Here is a 19596-nt window from a genome sequence, read left to right as displayed (position 1 = left end):
AACAAATGGCAACCGAGTGACAAAGCTTTCTGCGCTCAACCCTTTCGAAACTGCGCGAAAGAGGGATTAAACCGTTATCTTTCAACGGTTTTCTGTTGTTCGTGTACCTATCAATGCAGGGGCGGCGGCGAGGGTGACGTCAGCCAAGCTGTTGAAAATCATCACAGGAAGTTTCTTATCACAAGCAACTAAGAGGGTTAGAACCTAGGGTCGTGACGAGTAGCGTGGCGCGATTTTGCACCCGACTTATGGAGCGGTCCGATGGCTGAGGAAGCGGTTCAGGGCAACACCCCGGCGGTCGACGACCGTCAGATCCTGGACGATCTGACTCTCCTGCAGCAGGTCGACGCCACCCGGCTGGGTGGCGTGATCCACGAGGCCAGTTCCGTGGAGCTTCAGCGCCCGGACGACACGCTCGGCTATGTCCAGACCGACTATCGCGGCGCCGAGGAACTGATGATCGGCGGAGTCGTGCAGACCGGCGAGGTGGTCGGCGAGTCGGTGGCGGTGGCGACCGATCAGGCGGCGGTGGCTGCCCTGCTGGCCGGCGACGTGCTGCGCACGGAAGGCACGCTGGGCTCCGGCCCACCCGGACCGGACGGGTCCGGAATTTCGACGGAGGAGCGCCGCGAAACGGTCGCCACGACGGTTGAGCGGGTGGACCTGCTGTCCAACGTGCGCACGACCACGGCCTTCACCGAACTGCCCGCCGCCCTGTCCGACATCCCGGTGCCGGAGACGCCCGACCAGGTGATCGATGACGGAGCTCTCCCCGACATCGCGGCGCCCGTTGGCCAGGATGCGGCGGAGACCACCGACGACGATGCCGCCGCGACTCCGGCCCCGGTGTCCGACACGCCGAACCTGACGGTGAACGGTGTGTCCGGCGACGAAGACACGGCCATCGCCCTGAACATCGACGCCGCCCTGACCGACACCGGCGGGACGGAGGTGCTGAGCGTCACCCTGTCCGGCATTCCGGACGGAGCGGTCCTGCGCGACGCCTCCGGCACCGTCCTGACGGTGGTGAACGGCACCATCCTGCTGACCTCTTCGCAGGTTCCCGGCCTGACCCTGACACCGCCGCCGAACAGCGGCGACAACTTCACCCTGACCGTCACGGCGACCAGCACAGACGGCACCGCAGCCGCGACCAGCGTCACCGCCACCCTGCCGGTCACCGTAAATCCGGTGTCCGACACCCCGACGCTGAGCGTCGCCGCCACCACGGGGGCGGAAGACACGGCAATTCCGCTGACCATCAGCCCGGCCCTGACCGACACCGACGGGTCGGAGACGCTGAACGTCACCATCAGCGGCATCCCGGCCGGCGCGGTCCTGACCAATGCGGCCGGCGAGACGCTGACGATCGCCAACGGCTCCATCACGCTGGCGCCGGGCCAGCTCGCCGGATTGGCGATCACGCCGCCGCTGAACAGCGATGCCGACTTCACCCTGACGGTGACGGCGACCAGCACCGACGGAACCGCGGCTCCGGCCGGCACCGGCGCGCCGCTGCTGGTCACGGTCAATCCGGTCTCCGACATGCCGACCCTGGCCGTCCAGGCGGCGAGCGGCAGCGAAGATACGGCGATCCCGCTGACGATCAGCCCGGCCCTGACCGACACCGACGGATCGGAAACGCTGACCATCACCCTGTCCGGCATTCCGGACGGGGCGGTGCTGCGCAATGCCGGCGGTGCGCTGGCGGTGGTAAACGGTACCGCAACCCTGACTCCGGCGCAGCTTGCCGGTCTGGCGATCACGCCGCCGAACAACAGCGATGCCGACTTCACCCTGACCGTCACGGCCACCGCCACCGACGGAACCGCCACCCCGGCCAGCACCAGCGCGCCCCTGCGCGTTACGGTCAATCCGGTGTCCGACACCCCGACGCTGAGCGTCGCCGCCACCACGGGGGCGGAAGACACGGCGATTCCGCTGACCATCGATCCGGCCTTGACCGATACGGACGGTTCGGAATCGCTGAGCATCACCATCAGCGGCATCCCGTCCGGCGCCAGCCTGCGCAACACGGCCGGCGATACGCTGACGATCAGCAACGGCACCATCACGCTGGCGCCCGGCCAACTGGCCGGATTGGCGATCACGCCTCCGCTGAACAGCGATGTCGACTTCACCCTGACCGTCACGGCCATCGCCAAGGACGGCACCGCCGTCGCTGCGACCAAGAGCGAGACTCTGCGCGTCACCGTCGATCCGGTCACGGACACGCCGACGCTGACCGTCAGCGCTGCGACCGGCAACGAAGACACCGGTATTCCGCTGACGATCACCCCCGCCCTGACGGATTTGGACGGGTCGGAGGCGCTGACGATCACCATCAGCGGCATTCCGGCCGGCGCCAGCCTCAGCAACACGGCCGGCGACGCGCTGGTCATCGGCAACGGGTCGATCACCCTGACTCCTGAGCAGCTGGCTGGTCTGAAGATCACGCCGCCGCTCAACAGCGATGTCGATTTCGACCTGACGGTGACCGCCACCGCCAAGGACGGCGTCGCCGCCCCGGTCTCGATCGCCAAGACGCTGTCGGTGACCGTCAACCCCGTGTCGGACACTCCGGCGCTGACGGTCCAGGCCGCTACGGGCAATGAAGACAGCGCCATCCCGCTGACGATCAGCCCGGCCTTGACCGATACCGACGGCACGGAGGTTCTGACCGTCACCATCGCCGGCATCCCGTCCGGCGCCACCCTCGCCAACGATCTGAACGGGGTGCTGACGGTCACCGGCGGCTCCATCACCTTGACGCCGGAGCAACTCGCCGGGTTGAAGATCACGCCGCCGCTGAACAGCGACGTCGATTTTGCCCTGACCGTCACCGCCACCGCAAAGGACGGGTCGGCTGTCGCGGCGACCAGGACCGAAGCGCTGCAGGTGACGGTGAACCCGGTGTCGGATACCCCGACGCTGACCGTCACCGCCGCCACCGGCAACGAAGACACCGCCATCCCGCTGACGATCAACCCGGCCCTGACGGATACCGACGGGTCGGAGGCGCTGAGCGTCACCATCGCCGGTGTTCCGGCAGGGGCGATCCTCAGCGCCGGAACGTCCGTCACCCAGCCGGATGGCACCACCACCTGGACTCTGACTCCGTCCCAGCTGACCGGGCTGACCATCACGCCGCCGCTGAACAGCGACGTTGATTTCGACCTGACCGTCACGGCCATCGCCAAGGACGGCACGGCGACCGAGGCGACCAAGAGCGAGACTCTGCGCGTCACCGTCGACCCGGTCACCGACACGCCGACGCTGACCGTCAGCGCCGCGACGGGCAATGAAGACATGGCGATCCCGCTGACCATCAACCCGGCCCTGGCCGACACCGATGGGTCGGAGGCGCTGAGCATCACCATTGCCGGTGTTCCGGCAGGGGCGACCCTCAGCGCTGGAACGTCCGTCACCCAGCCGGATGGCACCACCACCTGGACTCTGACTCCGGCCCAGTTGGCCGGGTTGACCATCACGCCGCCGTCGAACAGCGATGTCGACTTCACTCTGAACGTCACCGCCATCGCCAAGGACGGTGTCGCCACCGCCGTGCCGGTGAGCCGGACCCTGCGCGTCACCGTCGATCCCGTGTCCGACAATCCGACGCTGACGGTCCAAGCCGCTACGGGCAACGAAGACAGCGCCATCCCGCTGACGATCAGCCCGGCCCTGACGGACACCGACGGGTCGGAGGCGCTGAGCATCACCATTGCCGGTGTTCCGGCGGGGGCGACCCTCAGCGCCGGAACGTCGGTCACCCAGCCGGACGGCACCACCACCTGGACTCTGACTCCGGCCCAGCTGACCGGGCTGACCATCACGCCGCCGCTGAACAGCGATGTCGATTTCGACCTGACCGTCACCGCCATCGCCAAGGACGGCACTGCCGTCGCCGCGACCAAGAGCGAGACTCTGCGCGTCACCGTCGATCCGGTCACGGACACGCCGACGCTGACCGTCAGCGCTGCGACGGGCAACGAAGACACCGGCATTCCGCTGACGATCACCCCCGCCCTGACGGATTTGGACGGGTCGGAATCGCTGACGATCACCATCAGCGGCATTCCGACCGGCGCCAGCCTCAGCAACACCGCCGGGAATGCGCTGGTCATCGGCAACGGGTCGATCACCCTGACGCCGGCGCAGCTGGCCGGGCTGAAGATCACGCCGCCGTCGAACAGCGACGTCGATTTCGACCTGACGGTGACCGCCACCGCCAAGGACGGCGTCGCCGCCCCGGTCTCGGTCGCTCAAACCCTGCGGGTCACCGTCAACGCCGTGACCGACATGCCGACGCTGACGGTCCAGGCCGCTACGGGCAATGAAGACACGGCAATCCCGCTGACGATCAGCCCGGCCCTGACCGACACCGACGGGTCGGAGGCGCTGAGCGTCACCATCGCCGGTGTTCCGGCGGGGGCGACCCTCAGCGCCGGAACGCCCGTCACCCAGCCGGACGGCACCACCACCTGGACTCTGACTCCGGCCCAGCTGACCGGGCTGACCATCACGCCGCCGCTGAACAGCGATGTCGATTTCGACCTGACTGTCACGGCCATCGCCAAGGACGGCACCGCCGTCGCGGCGACCAAGAGCGAGACTCTGCGCGTCACCGTCGATCCGGTCACCGACACGCCGACGCTGACCGTCAGCGCTGCGACGGGCAACGAAGACACGGCCATTCTGCTCACGATCAACCCGGCCCTGACGGATACTGATGGCTCCGAGACGCTGAGCATCACCATCGCCGGAGTGCCTTCGGGCGCGACCCTCAGCGCCGGCACTTCCGTTACACAGACGGATGGCACGACCACCTGGACCCTGACCAAAGCCCAACTGGCTGGCCTGACGATCACGCCGCCGCTGAACAGCGACCGTGACTTTACGCTGACCGTCACCGCCATCGCCAAGGACGGCAGCGCCGTCGAGGCGACCAAGAGCGAACCGCTTGTGGTGACGGTGAACCCGGTGTCGGACACGCCGACCCTGGCCGTCAGCGCTGCGACGGGCAACGAAGACACGGCCATTGCGCTCACGATCAATCCGGCTCTGACGGATACGGACGGCTCCGAGACGCTGAGCATCACCATCGCCGGAGTGCCTTCGGGCGCGACCCTCAGCGCCGGCACTTCCGTTACACAGACGGATGGCACGACCACCTGGACCCTGACCAAAGCCCAACTGGCTGGCCTGACGATCACGCCGCCGCTGAACAGCGACCGTGACTTTACGCTGACCGTCACCGCCATCGCCAAGGACGGCAGCGCCGTCGAGGCGACCAAGAGCGAACCGCTTGTGGTGACGGTGAACCCGGTGTCGGACACGCCGACCCTGGCCGTCAGCGCTGCGACGGGCAACGAAGACACGGCCATTGCGCTCACGATCAATCCGGCTCTGACGGATACGGACGGCTCCGAGACGCTGAGCATCACCATCGCCGGGGTGCCTTCGGGCGCGACCCTCAGCGCCGGCACCAGGACGAGCACCCAGACGGACGGTACCAGCACCTGGACGCTGACCAAGGACCAGCTGACCGGCCTGAGCATCACGCCGCCGCTCAACAGCGACGTCGACTTCACTCTGACGGTCACCGCCATCGCCAAGGACGGCAGCGCCGTCGAGGCGACCAAGAGCGAGCCGCTTGTGGTGACGGTGAACCCGGTGTCAGACACGCCGACGCTGACCGTCAGCGCCGCGACCGGTAATGAAGACACGGCCATTGCGCTCACGATCAATCCGGCCCTGACGGATACGGACGGCTCCGAGGCTCTGAGCATCACCATCGCCGGGGTGCCTTCGGGCGCGACCCTCAGCGCCGGCACCAGGACGAGCACCCAGACGGACGGCACCAGCACCTGGACGCTGACCAAGGACCAGCTGACCGGCCTGAGCATCACGCCGCCGCTCAACAGCGACGTCGACTTCACTCTGACGGTCACCGCCATCGCCAAGGACGGCAGCGCGGTCGAGGCGACCAAGAGCGAGGCCCTGCGCGTCACCGTCGATCCGGTGACCGACATGCCGACGCTGACAGCGGCGGCGGCTTCCGGCAACGAAGACAGCGCGATCCCGCTGGTCATCACGTCGGCGCTGATGGACACCGACGGCTCGGAGGTGCTGAAGATCACCATCGCCGGGGTGCCTTCGGGGGCGACCCTCAGCGCCGGCACCAAGACGAGCACCCAGACGGATGGCACCAGCACCTGGACGTTGACCAAGGACCAGCTGACCGGCCTGAGCATCACGCCGCCGCTCAACAGCGACGTCGACTTCACCCTGACCGTCACCGCCATCGCCAAGGACGGCAGCGCCGTCGAGGCGACCAAGAGCGAACCGCTTGTGGTGACGGTGAACCCGGTATCGGACACGCCGACCCTGACCGTCAGCGCTGCGATGGGCAACGAAGACACGGCCATTCCGCTCACGATCGATCCGGCCCTGACCGACACCGACAGGTCGGAGGTGCTGACCATCCGCATCAGCGGTATCCCCAACAACGCCACGCTCGCGAACACGCTGAACGGCACGCTGACCGTCACCAACGGCTCGATCACCCTGACGCCGGAGCAGCTTGCCGGGCTGACGATCACGCCGCCGCCGAACAGCGACGTGGACTTCACGCTTAGCGTGACCGCGGTCGCCAAGGACGGCAGCGCGCAGGAAGCGACCAAGACGCAATCCCTGGTCGTGACCGTCAATCCCGTCACCGATACGCCGACGCTGACCGTTCAGCCGGCGAGCGGCAACGAAGACACGACCATTGCGCTGGACATCACCTCCGCCCTGACCGATCTGGACGGGTCGGAAACCCTGAGCATCGTCATCAGCGGCATTCCCAGCGGTGCCACGCTGTCCAACACGCTGAACGGCACGCTGACCGTCACCAACGGCTCGATCACCCTGACGGCGGAGCAGTTGGCCGGCCTCAAGATCAAGCCGAAGCAGGACAGCGGCGACGACTTCACCCTGACCGTCACCGCGACCGCCCTTGACCGGGGGATTTCCCCTGTTTCGGTCCAAAAGACGCTGGCCGTCACCGTCGTCGCGGTCGCCGATACGCCGACGGTCTCCGTCACCCCGGTCACCTATGATCTGGCTGTCGGCCAGAATGGCACGCTGACCGGCACCGACAATGCCGACACGCTGTCCGGCGGTGCGGGCAACGACACCATCTTGGGCGGCAGCGGCGACGACGTCATTTATGGCGACGGTTCCGGAACCTTCACCACGGCGCTGTCCATCACCGCTGCCTTGAAGGACACCGACGGGTCGGAGTCCATTTCCAAGGTGACGATCTCCGGCGTACCGACCGGCGCAACGCTCAGCGCCGGCACCCGAAATGCCGACGGTACCTGGACCCTGACCGAGGCCCAGCTGTCCGGTCTGACGCTGACCGCCAGGGAAGGTGACGCCAACAACTCCATCACCCTCACCGTCGTCTCCACGTCGAAGGAGCAGGAAAACACCAGCACCGCCGACAGCACGGCCAAGACGCTGACCATCAGCTTCACCAATACCCCGAAGGGCGACGACAGCCTGGAGGGCGGCGATGGCAACGACACCATCTTCGGCGGTGCCGGCAAGGATACCCTGCTCGGTGGTCTGGGCGACGACAGCCTGGAGGGCGGTACCGACGACGACCTGCTGGCCGGCGGTCCCGGCAACGACACCATCGACGGTGGAGACGGCAACGACACGGTGACCTACGCTTCGTCCGCGGGTCCGGTGAATGCCAATCTGACGACCGGCGTCGGCACCGGCGACGGCACCGACGTTCTTCGCAACCTGGAGAACGTCACCGGCTCGGCCTTCGACGACGTGATCACCGGAAGCGGTGTCGCCAACATCCTGATCGGCGGCGCCGGCAGCGACACCATCACCGGCGGGGCCGGCATCGACACCGTCAGCGGCGGGGCGGGCGACGACCTGTCGATCTTCACCGTCGGCACCGATGGCGGCACCTCGACCGGTCCCGAACTTCAGGACGGCGACACCGGGATCGATACCTTCCGGGTCATGTTGACCACGGCCCAGTTGTCGAACCCGTCGATCCTGGCCGATTTGCGCACCTTGCGCGACCGGATCGAGACGGCGGCAGCCAACCCGACCGCCGCGACGACCGACACCGACGTCGCCAACGCCGCCACCCTGTCCGCGCTCGGCATCAAGGTGGCGGATTTCGAAAAGCTGGAACTCTACGTCGACGGCCAGCCGGTCAGCGTCCGCACGGCGCTGAACTACGCCCCGAACGCCACCGCGGCCAGCACCTCGACCAACGAGGACACGGCCGTCACCGGCACCCTGCGTGCGACCGACCAGGACACGGCGAACGGCCGCACCGACGACACGCTGACCTACAAGGGACCCGGCGACAACGGCCAGCCGGTGCGCCTGACGCACGGCACGCTGGTGGTGAATGCCGATGGCAGCTTCTCCTACACCCCCGACGCCGATTTCAGCGGGACGGAGACCTTCACCTTCACGGTGACGGACGCCTTCGGCGGCATTTCCACCGCCGTTCAGACGATCACGGTCGCCCCGGTCGCCGACCCGTTCCAGATCACCACGCTCGCCGCGCGCGGCAACGAGGATTTGGCAGGCGGCATCGCCCTCGCCCCCACCATCACGTTGAGCGACGTCGATGCGGCCAGCCCGGAGAAGGTGGAGAGCATCACCCTGCTGATCCCATCGAACCAGTTGGATGCCGGCGGCGCCACGCTCACCCTCAATGGCGCGCTTCTGACGCGCAGCGGTCCCACCAACGGCAATTACAGCTGGACGATTCCGACCACGGCATTGCAGGCCGACGGCACCACAGCCGGGGTCTGGAAAATCCAGGGCCTGAAGATCGTCACCGATCCCGATTCCGATGCCGACCTCAACTACACGCTGAAGGTCGGGACGATCGATGGCAGCGGCGCCACCGCGAGCCGCCGCGAGCAGACGGCGACCGGCACCATCACCGTGGACGCCGTCGCCGACGCTCCCACGGTCACGGCCGCTCCGGCCGGGACGACCGAGGACACCTCGGTCCTTCTCACCATCGCGCCGTCCTTGACCGATACCGACGGGTCCGAGTCCATCAGCCTGATCACCATCACCGGCGTGCCGGATGGCGCAAGCCTCAGCGCCGGCACATCCGTCACCCATTCGGACGGCAGCAGCACCTGGACGCTGACCCAGGCACAGCTGTCGGGGCTGCGGCTGAACCCGCCGAAGGACTTCTCCGGCACCATCACGCTGGGCGTCGTCGCCACCTCCGAGGAGAGGGAGAACGGCTCCACCGCCAATTCGGCCAAGGCCAACCTGACGATCACCGTCACCGGCGTGGCCGACGCCCCCATCGTCACCCCGCAGGCCGCTTCCGGGCCCGAGGACAGCGCCATCGCGCTGGCCATCGATGCCCGGCTGTCCGACCTGACGGGGGAAACGCTGGACCACATCACCATCACGGGCGTTCCGGAAGGGGCGAAGCTGTCCGCCGGCATCCACAACGCCGACGGCAGCTGGACGCTGACGCCGGCCCAGTTGAGCAACCTGACCTTCACGCCGCCGTCCAACTATTCCGGCGCTGTGACGCTGAAGATCACCGCCACCTCGGTGGAGGGCACGACCACCGCCACCTCGGCGCCGGTGTCCCTGGTGGTGTCTGTCACCGCGGTCGCCGATACGCCGGTGTTGTCGGCCTCCGACGCGGTGGGGCGCGAGGATACCGCCATTCCGCTGTCGGTGGTCGCCGCCCTGACCGACCGCGACGGGTCCGAATCCCTCAGCATCCTGGTCGGCGGCGTGCCGGCCGGCGCCACGTTGAACCATGGCCACTACGATGCCGCTCTCGGCAAATGGGTGCTGACCCAGGCCGACCTGACCGGGCTGACCATCACCCCGCCGGCCAATTCCAACACCGGCTTCAACCTGACCTTCACCGCCCGGGCGACGGAAGCCTCCAACAGCAGCATTGCCGATGCCACCCCGGTGACCGTCCATGTCGAGGTGCAGGGCGTCGCCGACGCCGTGACGCCGAACGGCGCGCTCAGCGCCAGCGGTCACGAGGACACGGCGATCAACCTGCGCCTCGGCGATCTGGTGATGCTGGACAACGACACGTCGGAGCGCCTGTCGCTGGTCATCAGCAACCTGCCGGCCGACTCCTGGCTGTCGCTGGCGGCCGGGCACGAGAGCGGGCTGGTCTATCTCGGCAACGGCCGCTGGTCGGTGGATGTCGCCTATCGCGACGAGTTGACCCTGACGACGAAGAAGGACTTCGCCGGAACCGTTTCGCTGAAGGTGGACGTCATCACCACCGACAGCAACGGTGCGCCGATCATCACGGTGAACGGCGTGACCTCCGGCGGGATGTTGAAGGAAACCCGCGACCTGATCGTCACCGTCGATCCCAAGGCCGACGAACCGAAGGTCTCCATCGGCGCCAGCGCGCTGGAGGATGCGGTCGGCGGCATTCCGCTGACCATCTCGGCGCTCACCAGCGACATCGACCGCTCGGAGCAGATCTCCGCGATCGTCATTTCCGATCTGCCGTCCTGGGCGACGCTGACCAGCACGGATGTGGGTGCGTTGACCCACAATGCCGATGGCAGCTGGACAGTCGATCCGACCAAGCTCGGCAACCTGCGGCTGATCGTGCCGGAGCACCGTGCCGACGACTTCACCATCACCGTGAAGGTGACGGTGGTCGACGGCACCGACAGCCTGACCAAGACCTACACCCCGACCGTCACCATCACCGCGGTGGCCGACGCGCCGGTGTCGCATGGGACGAACAACGCGGTCGAGGCCTACCACGTCGACGATCACACGGTGACGGGCGCCGTGCCGACCGATCTGGTGCTGAACCTGAACGCCTTCCTGCAGGATACGGACGGGTCTGAAAAGCTGGCGGTCACCATCTCCGGCATGCCGAAGGGCACGGTGCTGTCGCGCGGCCTCGACAACGGCAACGGCACCTGGACGCTGACCGCGGAGGATTATGCCGCGGCGCTGGCTGAAGGCGGTCTGAAGCTGACCGTCAAGGATGCCAATGCCGCCGGCATCGCCCACAGCGTCAACACCACCACCAACGTCGACACGGCCAGCGTGACGCTGACGGTCAAACCCTACAGCATCGAAAGCGAGGGGGACCGCAACACCAGCGTGTCCGACAGCTTCGTGCTGAGCTGGACGACCTCGACCAACCCCGGCGGCGGTTCGACGGATCCGGGTGGCTCGACCGGAGGGAACAACGGCGGCGGCACCAGCCCTCCGCCGCCTCCCCCGCCTCCGCCTCCGCCGCCACTGGACCCCAGCGTCGGCAGCAACCGGCCGGCAGCCGTGACCACCGCAGAGGATTCGGCGGTCGCGCTGGGCATCGAGGCCGGGTTGGCGAATTGGCAGAATGTGACCTTCGTCACGTTGTCGGGTATCCCGACAGGTGCCAGCCTGACCAATACAGCCGGTGACACGCTGACCATCACCGACGGCTCCATCGCGCTGACCAAGGCGCAACTGGCCGGCCTGACGCTCACGCCGGCCTCCAACAGCGATGCCGACTTCAGGATCACCCTTGATGTGACCTCGGGCAACGGCGCCCACACCACGCTGACGCAGGACGTGACCGTCACCGCCGTGGCCGACAGCCCGAAATTGACTGTCCAGGCGGCCTCCGGCAACGAGGATACGGCCATTGCGCTCAACATCGCCGCCGCCCTGGAGGACCCCGACGGCTCGGAAATCCTGGCCAGCGTCGTCATCGAAGGGGTACCTGCGGGCGCCACGCTGTCGGCCGGATATCTGGACTCCACCACCGGACGTTGGGTGCTTACCCCCAACCAGCTCACCGGGCTGAAATTCACCCCGCCGGCCGACGCCAGCGGCACCTTCCAACTGACCGTGACCGCCGTCTCGCGCGAGACCAGCAACGCCGACCGGGCGACGACGACGAAGACCCTGACCGTCGACGTGGCGCCGGTCAGCGACGCCCCGTCCATTTCCGCCAGTTCGGTCACGGCGCAGGAGGACCACGCCGCCAGCCTGTCGATCTCCGCCGCGGTTACTGATCTGGTCGGCGGCGGCGAGGTGATCACCGCGCTCAAGGTGACGGTTCCGGCCGGCTTCACCCTGTCGGCAGGTACGCTGCTCGGCAATGGTGTCTACGACCTGTCCGGCCTGACGGTGGCGCAACGTTCCGCCCTGACCCTGACGCCGCCCGCCAACTTCTCCGGCACGGTGACGCTGACTATCGACGCTGCCGCCAAGGACGGCACGGTGGCGGAGGCCTGGTCGTCCAAGACGCTCAACGTCACCTACACCGCCGTCGCCGACGCGCCGGACGTCAACGTCCAGAACACGATGGGCGCGGAGGACACGGCCATCACACTGGACCTGTCGGCCAGCCTCATGGATACCGACGGGTCGGAGACGATGGCGGTCATCCTGTCCGGCCTGCCGGACGGCGCGGTGCTGAACAAGGGCTCCAACAACGGCGACGGGTCCTGGACGTTGAAGCCGTCGGAACTGTCCGGCCTGACCGTCACGCCGCCGCGCAACTATTCCGGCGGCATGGACCTGACGCTGACCGCCACCAGCCTGGAAAGCTCCAACAAGAGCACAGCCACCACCACCGCCAACATCCATGTCGACGTCACGGCGGTGACCGACGCGCCCACCGTCATCGTCGCCAATGCCTCGGGCAGCGAGGACACGGAAATCGCGCTGAACCTGAGGGCGTCCCTGGTCGATACCGACGGGTCGGAGACGATGACCATCGTCCTGTCCGGCCTTCCCGCCGGCGCGGTGCTGATCGATGCGAACGGCAACACGCTGACGCCCATCTCCGGTGCGGTCGACCTGACCGCGGCGCAGTTGAGCGGGCTGAAGCTGCGGCCGCCCGCCAACAGCGGCACCGACTTCAACCTGACCCTGACCGCGACGACGAAGGAGAGCGGCGGCACCACCGCCACCACCAGCCAGCTGTTCCGCGTCAGCGTCGATCCGGTCGCCGACCAGCCCGTCATCACGGCGGGTCCGCTGACCGGGACGGAAGACACCGTCCTGCCGCTGAACCTGTCGGTCGCCCTGTCCGACACCGACGGATCGGAGCGTCTGGGGCTGGTGACCATCACCGGCGTGCCGACCGGCGCGCTGCTGTCGGCCGGCACCCGCAACGGTGACGGCAGCTGGACCCTGACGCCTGCCCAGCTGAACGGCCTGTCGCTGACCCCGCCGGCCAACAGCGATGCGGCCATCACCCTGACCGTCACCGCAGTCAGCATCGAGTCCAACGGCAGCACGGCGACCAAGGTGGTGACCGTGCCGATCACGCTGAACGCGGCGTCCGATACCCCGACCCTGGCGGTCACCGCCGCCAGCGGGAGCGAGGACACGGCGATCGCGCTGACGATCAATCCGGCGCTGACCGACACCGACGGCTCGGAGACGCTGACCATCACCCTGTCCGGCATTCCCGACGGGGCGGTGCTGCGCAATGCCGGCGGTGTGCTGGCGGTGGTGAACGGCACCGCAACCCTGACTCCGGCGCAGCTCTCCGGTCTGACGATCAAGCCGCCGAACAACAGCGACGCCGACTTCACCCTGACGGTGACGGCGACCAGCACCGACGGAACCGCCACCCCGGCCAGCACCAGCGCGCAGCTGGCGGTGACCATCGCGCCGGTGACCGACACCCCGACCCTGGATGTCCTGCCCGCGACCGGGGACGAGGACACCCGGATCGCGCTGTCGATCAGCGCGCTGCTGGGCGACATCGACGGGTCGGAGACGCTGACGATCACCATCAGCGGCATCCCCACCGGTGCCACCCTGACCAACACCGCCGGCGACACCCTCGCCATCAGCGGGGGTGCAATCACGCTCAATCCGGGCCAGCTTGCGGGTCTGGCGATCAAGCCGCCGTCGAACAGCGACACCGACTTCACCCTGACCGTCAAGGCCACCGCCAAGGATGGAAACGCCAACGCGGTCGAGGTGAGCAAGACGCTGTCCGTAAAGGTCGACCCCGTATCCGACACCCCGACCCTGACCGTCGCGGCAGCCTCCGGCAACGAGGACGCGGCGATCCCGCTGACCATCAGCTCCGCCCTGACCGACAGTTCGGAGACGCTGAGCATCACCATCAGCGGCATTCCTGCGGGGGCGCAGCTGACCAACACCGCCAACGGCGCGCTGACGGTCGTCAACGGCAGCGTCACCCTAACCGCGGCGCAGCTCTCCGGTCTGAAGATCAAGCCGCCGTCGAACGACGACACCGACTTCACCCTGACCGTGACCGCCACCTCCACCGACGGCAGCGCCACCCCGGCCTCCATCGTGGCGCAGTTGCCGGTCACGGTGGCGGCCGTCTCCGACGCGCCGACCCTGGCCCTCCTGCCAGCCTCGGGGACGGAGGACGGGACGATCCCGCTGTCCATCGCACCGGCGCTGACCGACGCGTCGGAGACGCTCACCGTCACCATCAGGGACATCCCGGCCGGGGCCACCCTGTCCAACACGGCCGGCGAGACGCTGACCCCGTCCAACGGGACGATCACGCTGACGCCGGACCAGTTGGCCGGGCTGGCGATCCAGCCGGCTCCCGACAGCGGCGCCAGCTTCACCCTGTCCGTCACCGCCACGTCGAAGGACGGTACCGCGGCGGCGGCCACCACCTCCGGCACGCTGGCGGTTACGGTGAGCCCGGTGGCCGACACTCCCAAACTGGTGGTGGATCCCACCGTCAACGGGCGGGAGGACACGGCGGTCGCGCTGACGATCACCGCCGCCTCCATCGACGTCGACGGGTCGGAAACGGTGACGGTGCGGATCACCGGCGTGCCGAACGGCGCCAGCCTGAACCACGGCACCCACAATGCCGACGGCAGCTGGACCCTCACCACCGCGCAGCTGGCGGGACTGACCTACACCCCGCCGGCCGATGCGAGCGGACAGGTCATCCTGTCGGTCACGACGACCGCGCGGGACGGGGCCGACAGCGCCTCGGTGACCGAGACCGTGACGGTTACCGTCGATCCGGTGAACGACAAGCCGACCCTGGCCGCCGGCCACGCCACCGCCGTCATCGCTGCAGGCGCCACCGACCATCCGGCGGTGGCTGCCGATGCGACGATCACCGATGTGGACAGCAGCGTCATGTCCGGCATGTCGATCCGCATCGCGGCCGGCTCGCAGACCGGCGACACGCTGACCTTGGCCGGCCTGACCATCGACACCGATCCGGCCACCGGCCACAGGACCGTGTCCGGCACGGGGATCGAGGTCAGCTGGAACGACGCCACCCACCAGCTCTCGCTGGCCGGAACCGCATCCACCGCCACCTACACCGACATCCTCCGCCACATGGCCCTGACGCCCGGCGGCACCGGTGCCCGGACGCTGGAGGTAACGGTCAGCGACGGCCAGGGTCTGTCCAGCGACCCGATGGCGCTGGAGGTGCTGGTTTCGGGCGATGCGACGATGACGGGAAGCGCGGGTGCCGACATCCTCTATGCCGGCAGCGCCACGACCAGCATGTCGGGCGGCGATGGCGACGACCTGTTCATCTTCGCGCCGCGCAACGGCGATCTGACGATCAACGGCGGCGTGGGCAACTGGACCGATGTGGTCGAGGTCGGGGCCTTCGTCGCCAATGTCAGCGGCAACTGGCTGCAGCAGCTCGACGCCCAAGGAGCTCACTACACCGTCGACCCGTCGGGCCACGGCCTGACCTTCAACACCGAAACGACGGTCACGCTGGAGGACCAGAACCAGCACCAGCTGGTTCTGCAGAACATCGAAAGGCTGACCTACTGATGCGGGCGTGCGGCGGGCGCGAAAGGTTGGCGCGCCCGTCGCCTCAGGCGACCGGCGGGCCGTCTGCCTTGTCTTCCGCCCTGTCTTCCGCCTTGTCTTCCGTCTCCGGCCCGGCCTGCATGTGGGCGATGATCCGCTTCATCAGGCGGCCCAGCATCGCCCGCTCGTCCTCCGCCAGTCCGGCGATGGGCGGACCCAGCGACTGGCGCAACGGGTCGCGGACCAGCAGTGCCCGGCCGTCGTCGGTCAGGTCGAACAGCCAACCGCGCTTGAACCCCGGATGGGGCCGGCGGGTGAGCAGCCCCTTGTCCACCAGGGTGGAGACGGTGCGCGAGACCGGGGCGAGATGGATTCGCTGGAACCGGGCCAGTGCCGTCAGGGTGCGTGCCGGTTCCGGCGAGTCGTGGAAATAGCGCAACGCCACCCACTGCGCCGGGAAAAGCCCGTCGGCGAAGCCGATGCCATAGACAAGCCTGCTGACGTGATCCAGCAGGGTGACCAGATCATCATCGGCAGACCACCCGTCGCCCTGCGGCGTTTCCAACACGCGCGTCTCCCACTCCCGACATCATGCCGAACCAACCGGCCGCAAGCTTTGTCGGGGACTGTATCGGAGTCAATACGCCAGCGGAAGCGGCAGTGTTCGCGCAGGCGTGGTGAAAGAGGTGGTGAAGTTCGCGCGGATTATCGGTGAAGGAAATCCATCGCGACCCATCGCAAATCTTTGGCGAAGCGTGGCCGGCGCCCCCACGTCTGTTCCTGTCCGGCATGCCGGCATCGGCGATCTTGCCCAGTCAACCGATGGACCAGAGGGACATGACCAGCTTTCCCCACACGACCAACGCCTTCCTGTTCGACCTGGACGGGACGCTGACCGACACCGTGTACCAGCATGTGCTGGCCTGGAAGGAGGCGCTCGACGAGGAGGGGATCGCGCTGTCGGTGTGGCGCATCCACCGCAAGATCGGCATGAGCGGCGGGCTGTTCACCAACATGCTGCTGCGGGAAACCGGGCTTGCCATCGACCAGGATCTTCTCGACCGGCTGCGCCGCCGTCATGCGGAGGCTTACAAGCGGCTGGCCGCCGGAGTCGTGCCGCTGCCCGGTGCGCGCGACCTGCTGGAGGCGCTGACGGGCATGGGCATCCCATGGGCGATCGCCACCAGCGGCCGGATGGAAACCGCAAGGCCCGCGCTGGAAAAGCTGGGTGTCGATCCCGGCCGCGCCGCGGTGGTGACCCGTGACGAGGTCCAATATGCCAAGCCCGATCCCGACCTGTTCCTGGCCGCCGCCGCCCGCATCGGCGTGGACATCGCAAGCGCCTTCGTGGTCGGCGACAGCATTTGGGACATGATCGCGGCCCAGCGGGCGCGTGCGCTCGGCATCGGCCTGCTGTCCGGCGGCTATGGCCGGGAGGAGTTGGAGCGCTCCGGCGCCCTGCGCGTCTACGAGGATCCCGCCGACATGCTGAAGCATCTGGACGAGGTCGGCGGGCGCCGCTGAGCGGGCGCCGTTGAGCAACCAAGGGCTTGCCGCGTGCCGTCCGGCCTTGATCCGACACAAAAAAAGAGCCGTCGGAAAACCGGCGGCTCTGAAGTCCGAGAGGAACGTCCAACAAGTTGTGCCGCGATCAGACCACGGCGCATCCAGCGGTACGAGGACTAATATACTAATATCCTATTCCCTTGGCAAGCATGTTCGGCCGCTCGTGAGCTTTTTTGTCCGGCTGCCGTTCGACCGAGGCGAAAAAAGAAAAACGCCCCCCGGCGGAAAGACCGGGGGGCGTTCGGGATCGCGGGACTGACGGATGCTCAGTCCGCGGTGCCGGTGGCGGCGTTCGGGACCGACGGGGCGCCCTTCTTGCCGCGCTCGCCCAGGACCAGGACGATGATCACGAAGGCGATCAGGTCGAACACGGTCAGGCAGGCGAACAGCGGTTCGTACCCGATCGTGGTGGCGAGCTGTCCGATGATCAGCGAGAAGATCATGCCGCCCATGTAGCCGGCCATGCCGCCGAAGCCGGTCGCCGTCGCGACGTCCTGCTTTTCGAAGGTGTCCGTGACCAGGGCGTAGAGCAGGCTCGACAGCATCTGGTGGGCGAAGGCACCCAGCGAGAACAGGAAGATGGCGGTGATCGGGCTGGCAGAGAAGCTGATCAGGGCCGGGCCGACCATGCACACCGCACCGATGCCGACGCCGGCGATGCGGGAGTTGACCAGCGACATCTTGAAGCGCTTCACGAAGAAGGGCGACAGGTAGCCGCTGAGGATGCAGCCGAGGTCACCGAACAGGAAGGGCAGCCAGGCGAACAGGGCGAACTGCTTGATGTCCATGCCACGCGTGGTGACCATGTACAGCGGGATCCAGAAGCTGAAGGTCTGCCACGCCGGCTCGGTCAGGAAACGGGCGGCGGCGATGCTCCAGAACTTGCCCTTGCTCAGCACGCGCTTCACCGACGGCTTCGGAAGCTCGACATGCTCCTGGCCTTCCAGGATGTAGGCGTGCTCTTCCTTCGTCAGGCGCGGATGGTTCTCGGGGTTGCGGTACAGCATGTACCACAGGACGGACATGCCGATGCCCAGCAGGCCGGTGACGAGGAAGGCTTCCTGCCAGCCATAGGTCAGCGACAGCCAGATGACGAAGGGCGGGGCGACCATCGCGCCGATCGAGCTGCCGGTGTTGAACCAGCCCGTGGCGATCGAACGCTCCTTGGCCGGGAACCACAGGGTGGAGGTCTTCACGCCCGACGGCATGGCGGCCGCCTCGCTGATGCCCAGCAGGCCGCGGAAGAAGGCCATCGACTGCCAGCCGCCGGCCAGCGCATGCATGGCGGCCGCGGTGCCCCAGACGAAGGCGAACATGGCGTAGCCGAGCTTCAGGCCGATCAGGTCGGTGATGTAACCGGCGACCGGCTGCATCAGGCTGTAGCAGAGCTGGAAGGCGCTGACGATGAAGGAATACTGCTCGGTCGTGAAGTGGAGCTGTTCCTTGAGCGTCGGCGCCAGGATGCCCAACGTGTTGCGGTCGATGTAGTTGACCACGGTGCCGAGCATCATCAGGGCAAGGATTTGCCACCGCAAACCACGGATCTTCTTCATTCTTTCCTCACAAGCCTGCTTCGGCAGGCGCCGGTGCGCACGTACAGGCCCTGGGCGGCTTTCCTTGGCCGGGATGCCATGCCAGCGGGTGTTCGGTGCCGGGCGACGGGTGCGCTTCCGCATGATTTCAAGAGGGCGGAAGCAGCGTTGAAGGCGTTATATTAATATATCAGTGAAGGCATCAAGTGGTTTTCCGGGACCTGCTTCGGCCTTAGCGAAAATGTCGCAGGCCAATGTTGCGGTGCGCTGATCTCTTCGCAGTTGCAGCGTAATCAGGACCGGTGCCGGCGGCCTTTTCTTTGCTGCAACGCAACTTTTCCAGGGGATGAGAGGCTGGTCTTTCGGTTCGGATTTCTGCGAAAGAACGGCCGGCCTTCCGCATCCGCATGTAGGAGGCCATGGCAGCCGGCAGCGATAAATGATCTGGATCAATGGCCTGTGCGCGCTCGACATCCACGCGGACTGCCGGCTTCGCGTGCCTGCACCGGGGATTTCCCATGGCACGCCTGGGCGGCAGCGCATGTTGCGGTGCGACAAATTGAGACCTTCCTTGCAAAAGTAATATATCAGACCGTTGTGCAGCGCAGAGCGGCGGCGGGCGGAAAATCCGCTGCGGACTGACACGTGTCATTGCGTCGACCCATCGGGAAGCAGACCCTTTTCCCCGGTCGACCGCCGTTTC

General features: G+C 67.3%; 4 protein-coding genes. 2 read left to right on the top strand and 2 right to left on the bottom strand.

The window, feature by feature from the left end; all coding sequences use genetic code 11:
- Positions 1 to 261 precede the first annotated feature (261 nt).
- Positions 262 to 15816 (top strand): tandem-95 repeat protein, encoded by a 15555-nt coding sequence (locus ACWPKK_RS24115; protein WP_452009334.1) that lies wholly within the window; start codon positions 262 to 264, stop codon positions 15814 to 15816.
- A 43-nt stretch (positions 15817 to 15859) separates the two neighbouring features.
- Here ACWPKK_RS24115 and ACWPKK_RS24110 read toward each other — a convergent pair whose 3' ends face one another.
- Entirely contained in the window at positions 15860 to 16363 is a 504-nt protein-coding gene (locus tag ACWPKK_RS24110) for a MarR family winged helix-turn-helix transcriptional regulator (RefSeq protein ID WP_452009331.1), read from the bottom strand.
- Positions 16364 to 16632: 269 nt separating this feature from the next.
- Here ACWPKK_RS24110 and ACWPKK_RS24105 point away from each other — a divergent pair, with 269 nt between their 5' ends.
- Positions 16633 to 17319: an HAD family hydrolase gene (locus tag ACWPKK_RS24105; protein ID WP_149225647.1), complete on the top strand. Its 687-nt coding sequence runs from the start codon at positions 16633 to 16635 to the stop codon at positions 17317 to 17319.
- Between the two features lie 308 nt (positions 17320 to 17627).
- Here ACWPKK_RS24105 and ACWPKK_RS24100 read toward each other — a convergent pair whose 3' ends face one another.
- Positions 17628 to 18914, bottom strand: a complete 1287-nt coding sequence (locus ACWPKK_RS24100) for an MFS transporter (RefSeq protein WP_452009328.1) — start codon at positions 18912 to 18914, stop codon at positions 17628 to 17630.
- Between the last annotated feature and the right edge of the window lie 682 nt (positions 18915 to 19596).

The organism is Azospirillum largimobile (assembly GCF_977007025.2).
This window is presented reverse-complemented; position numbering and strand designations above follow the sequence as displayed.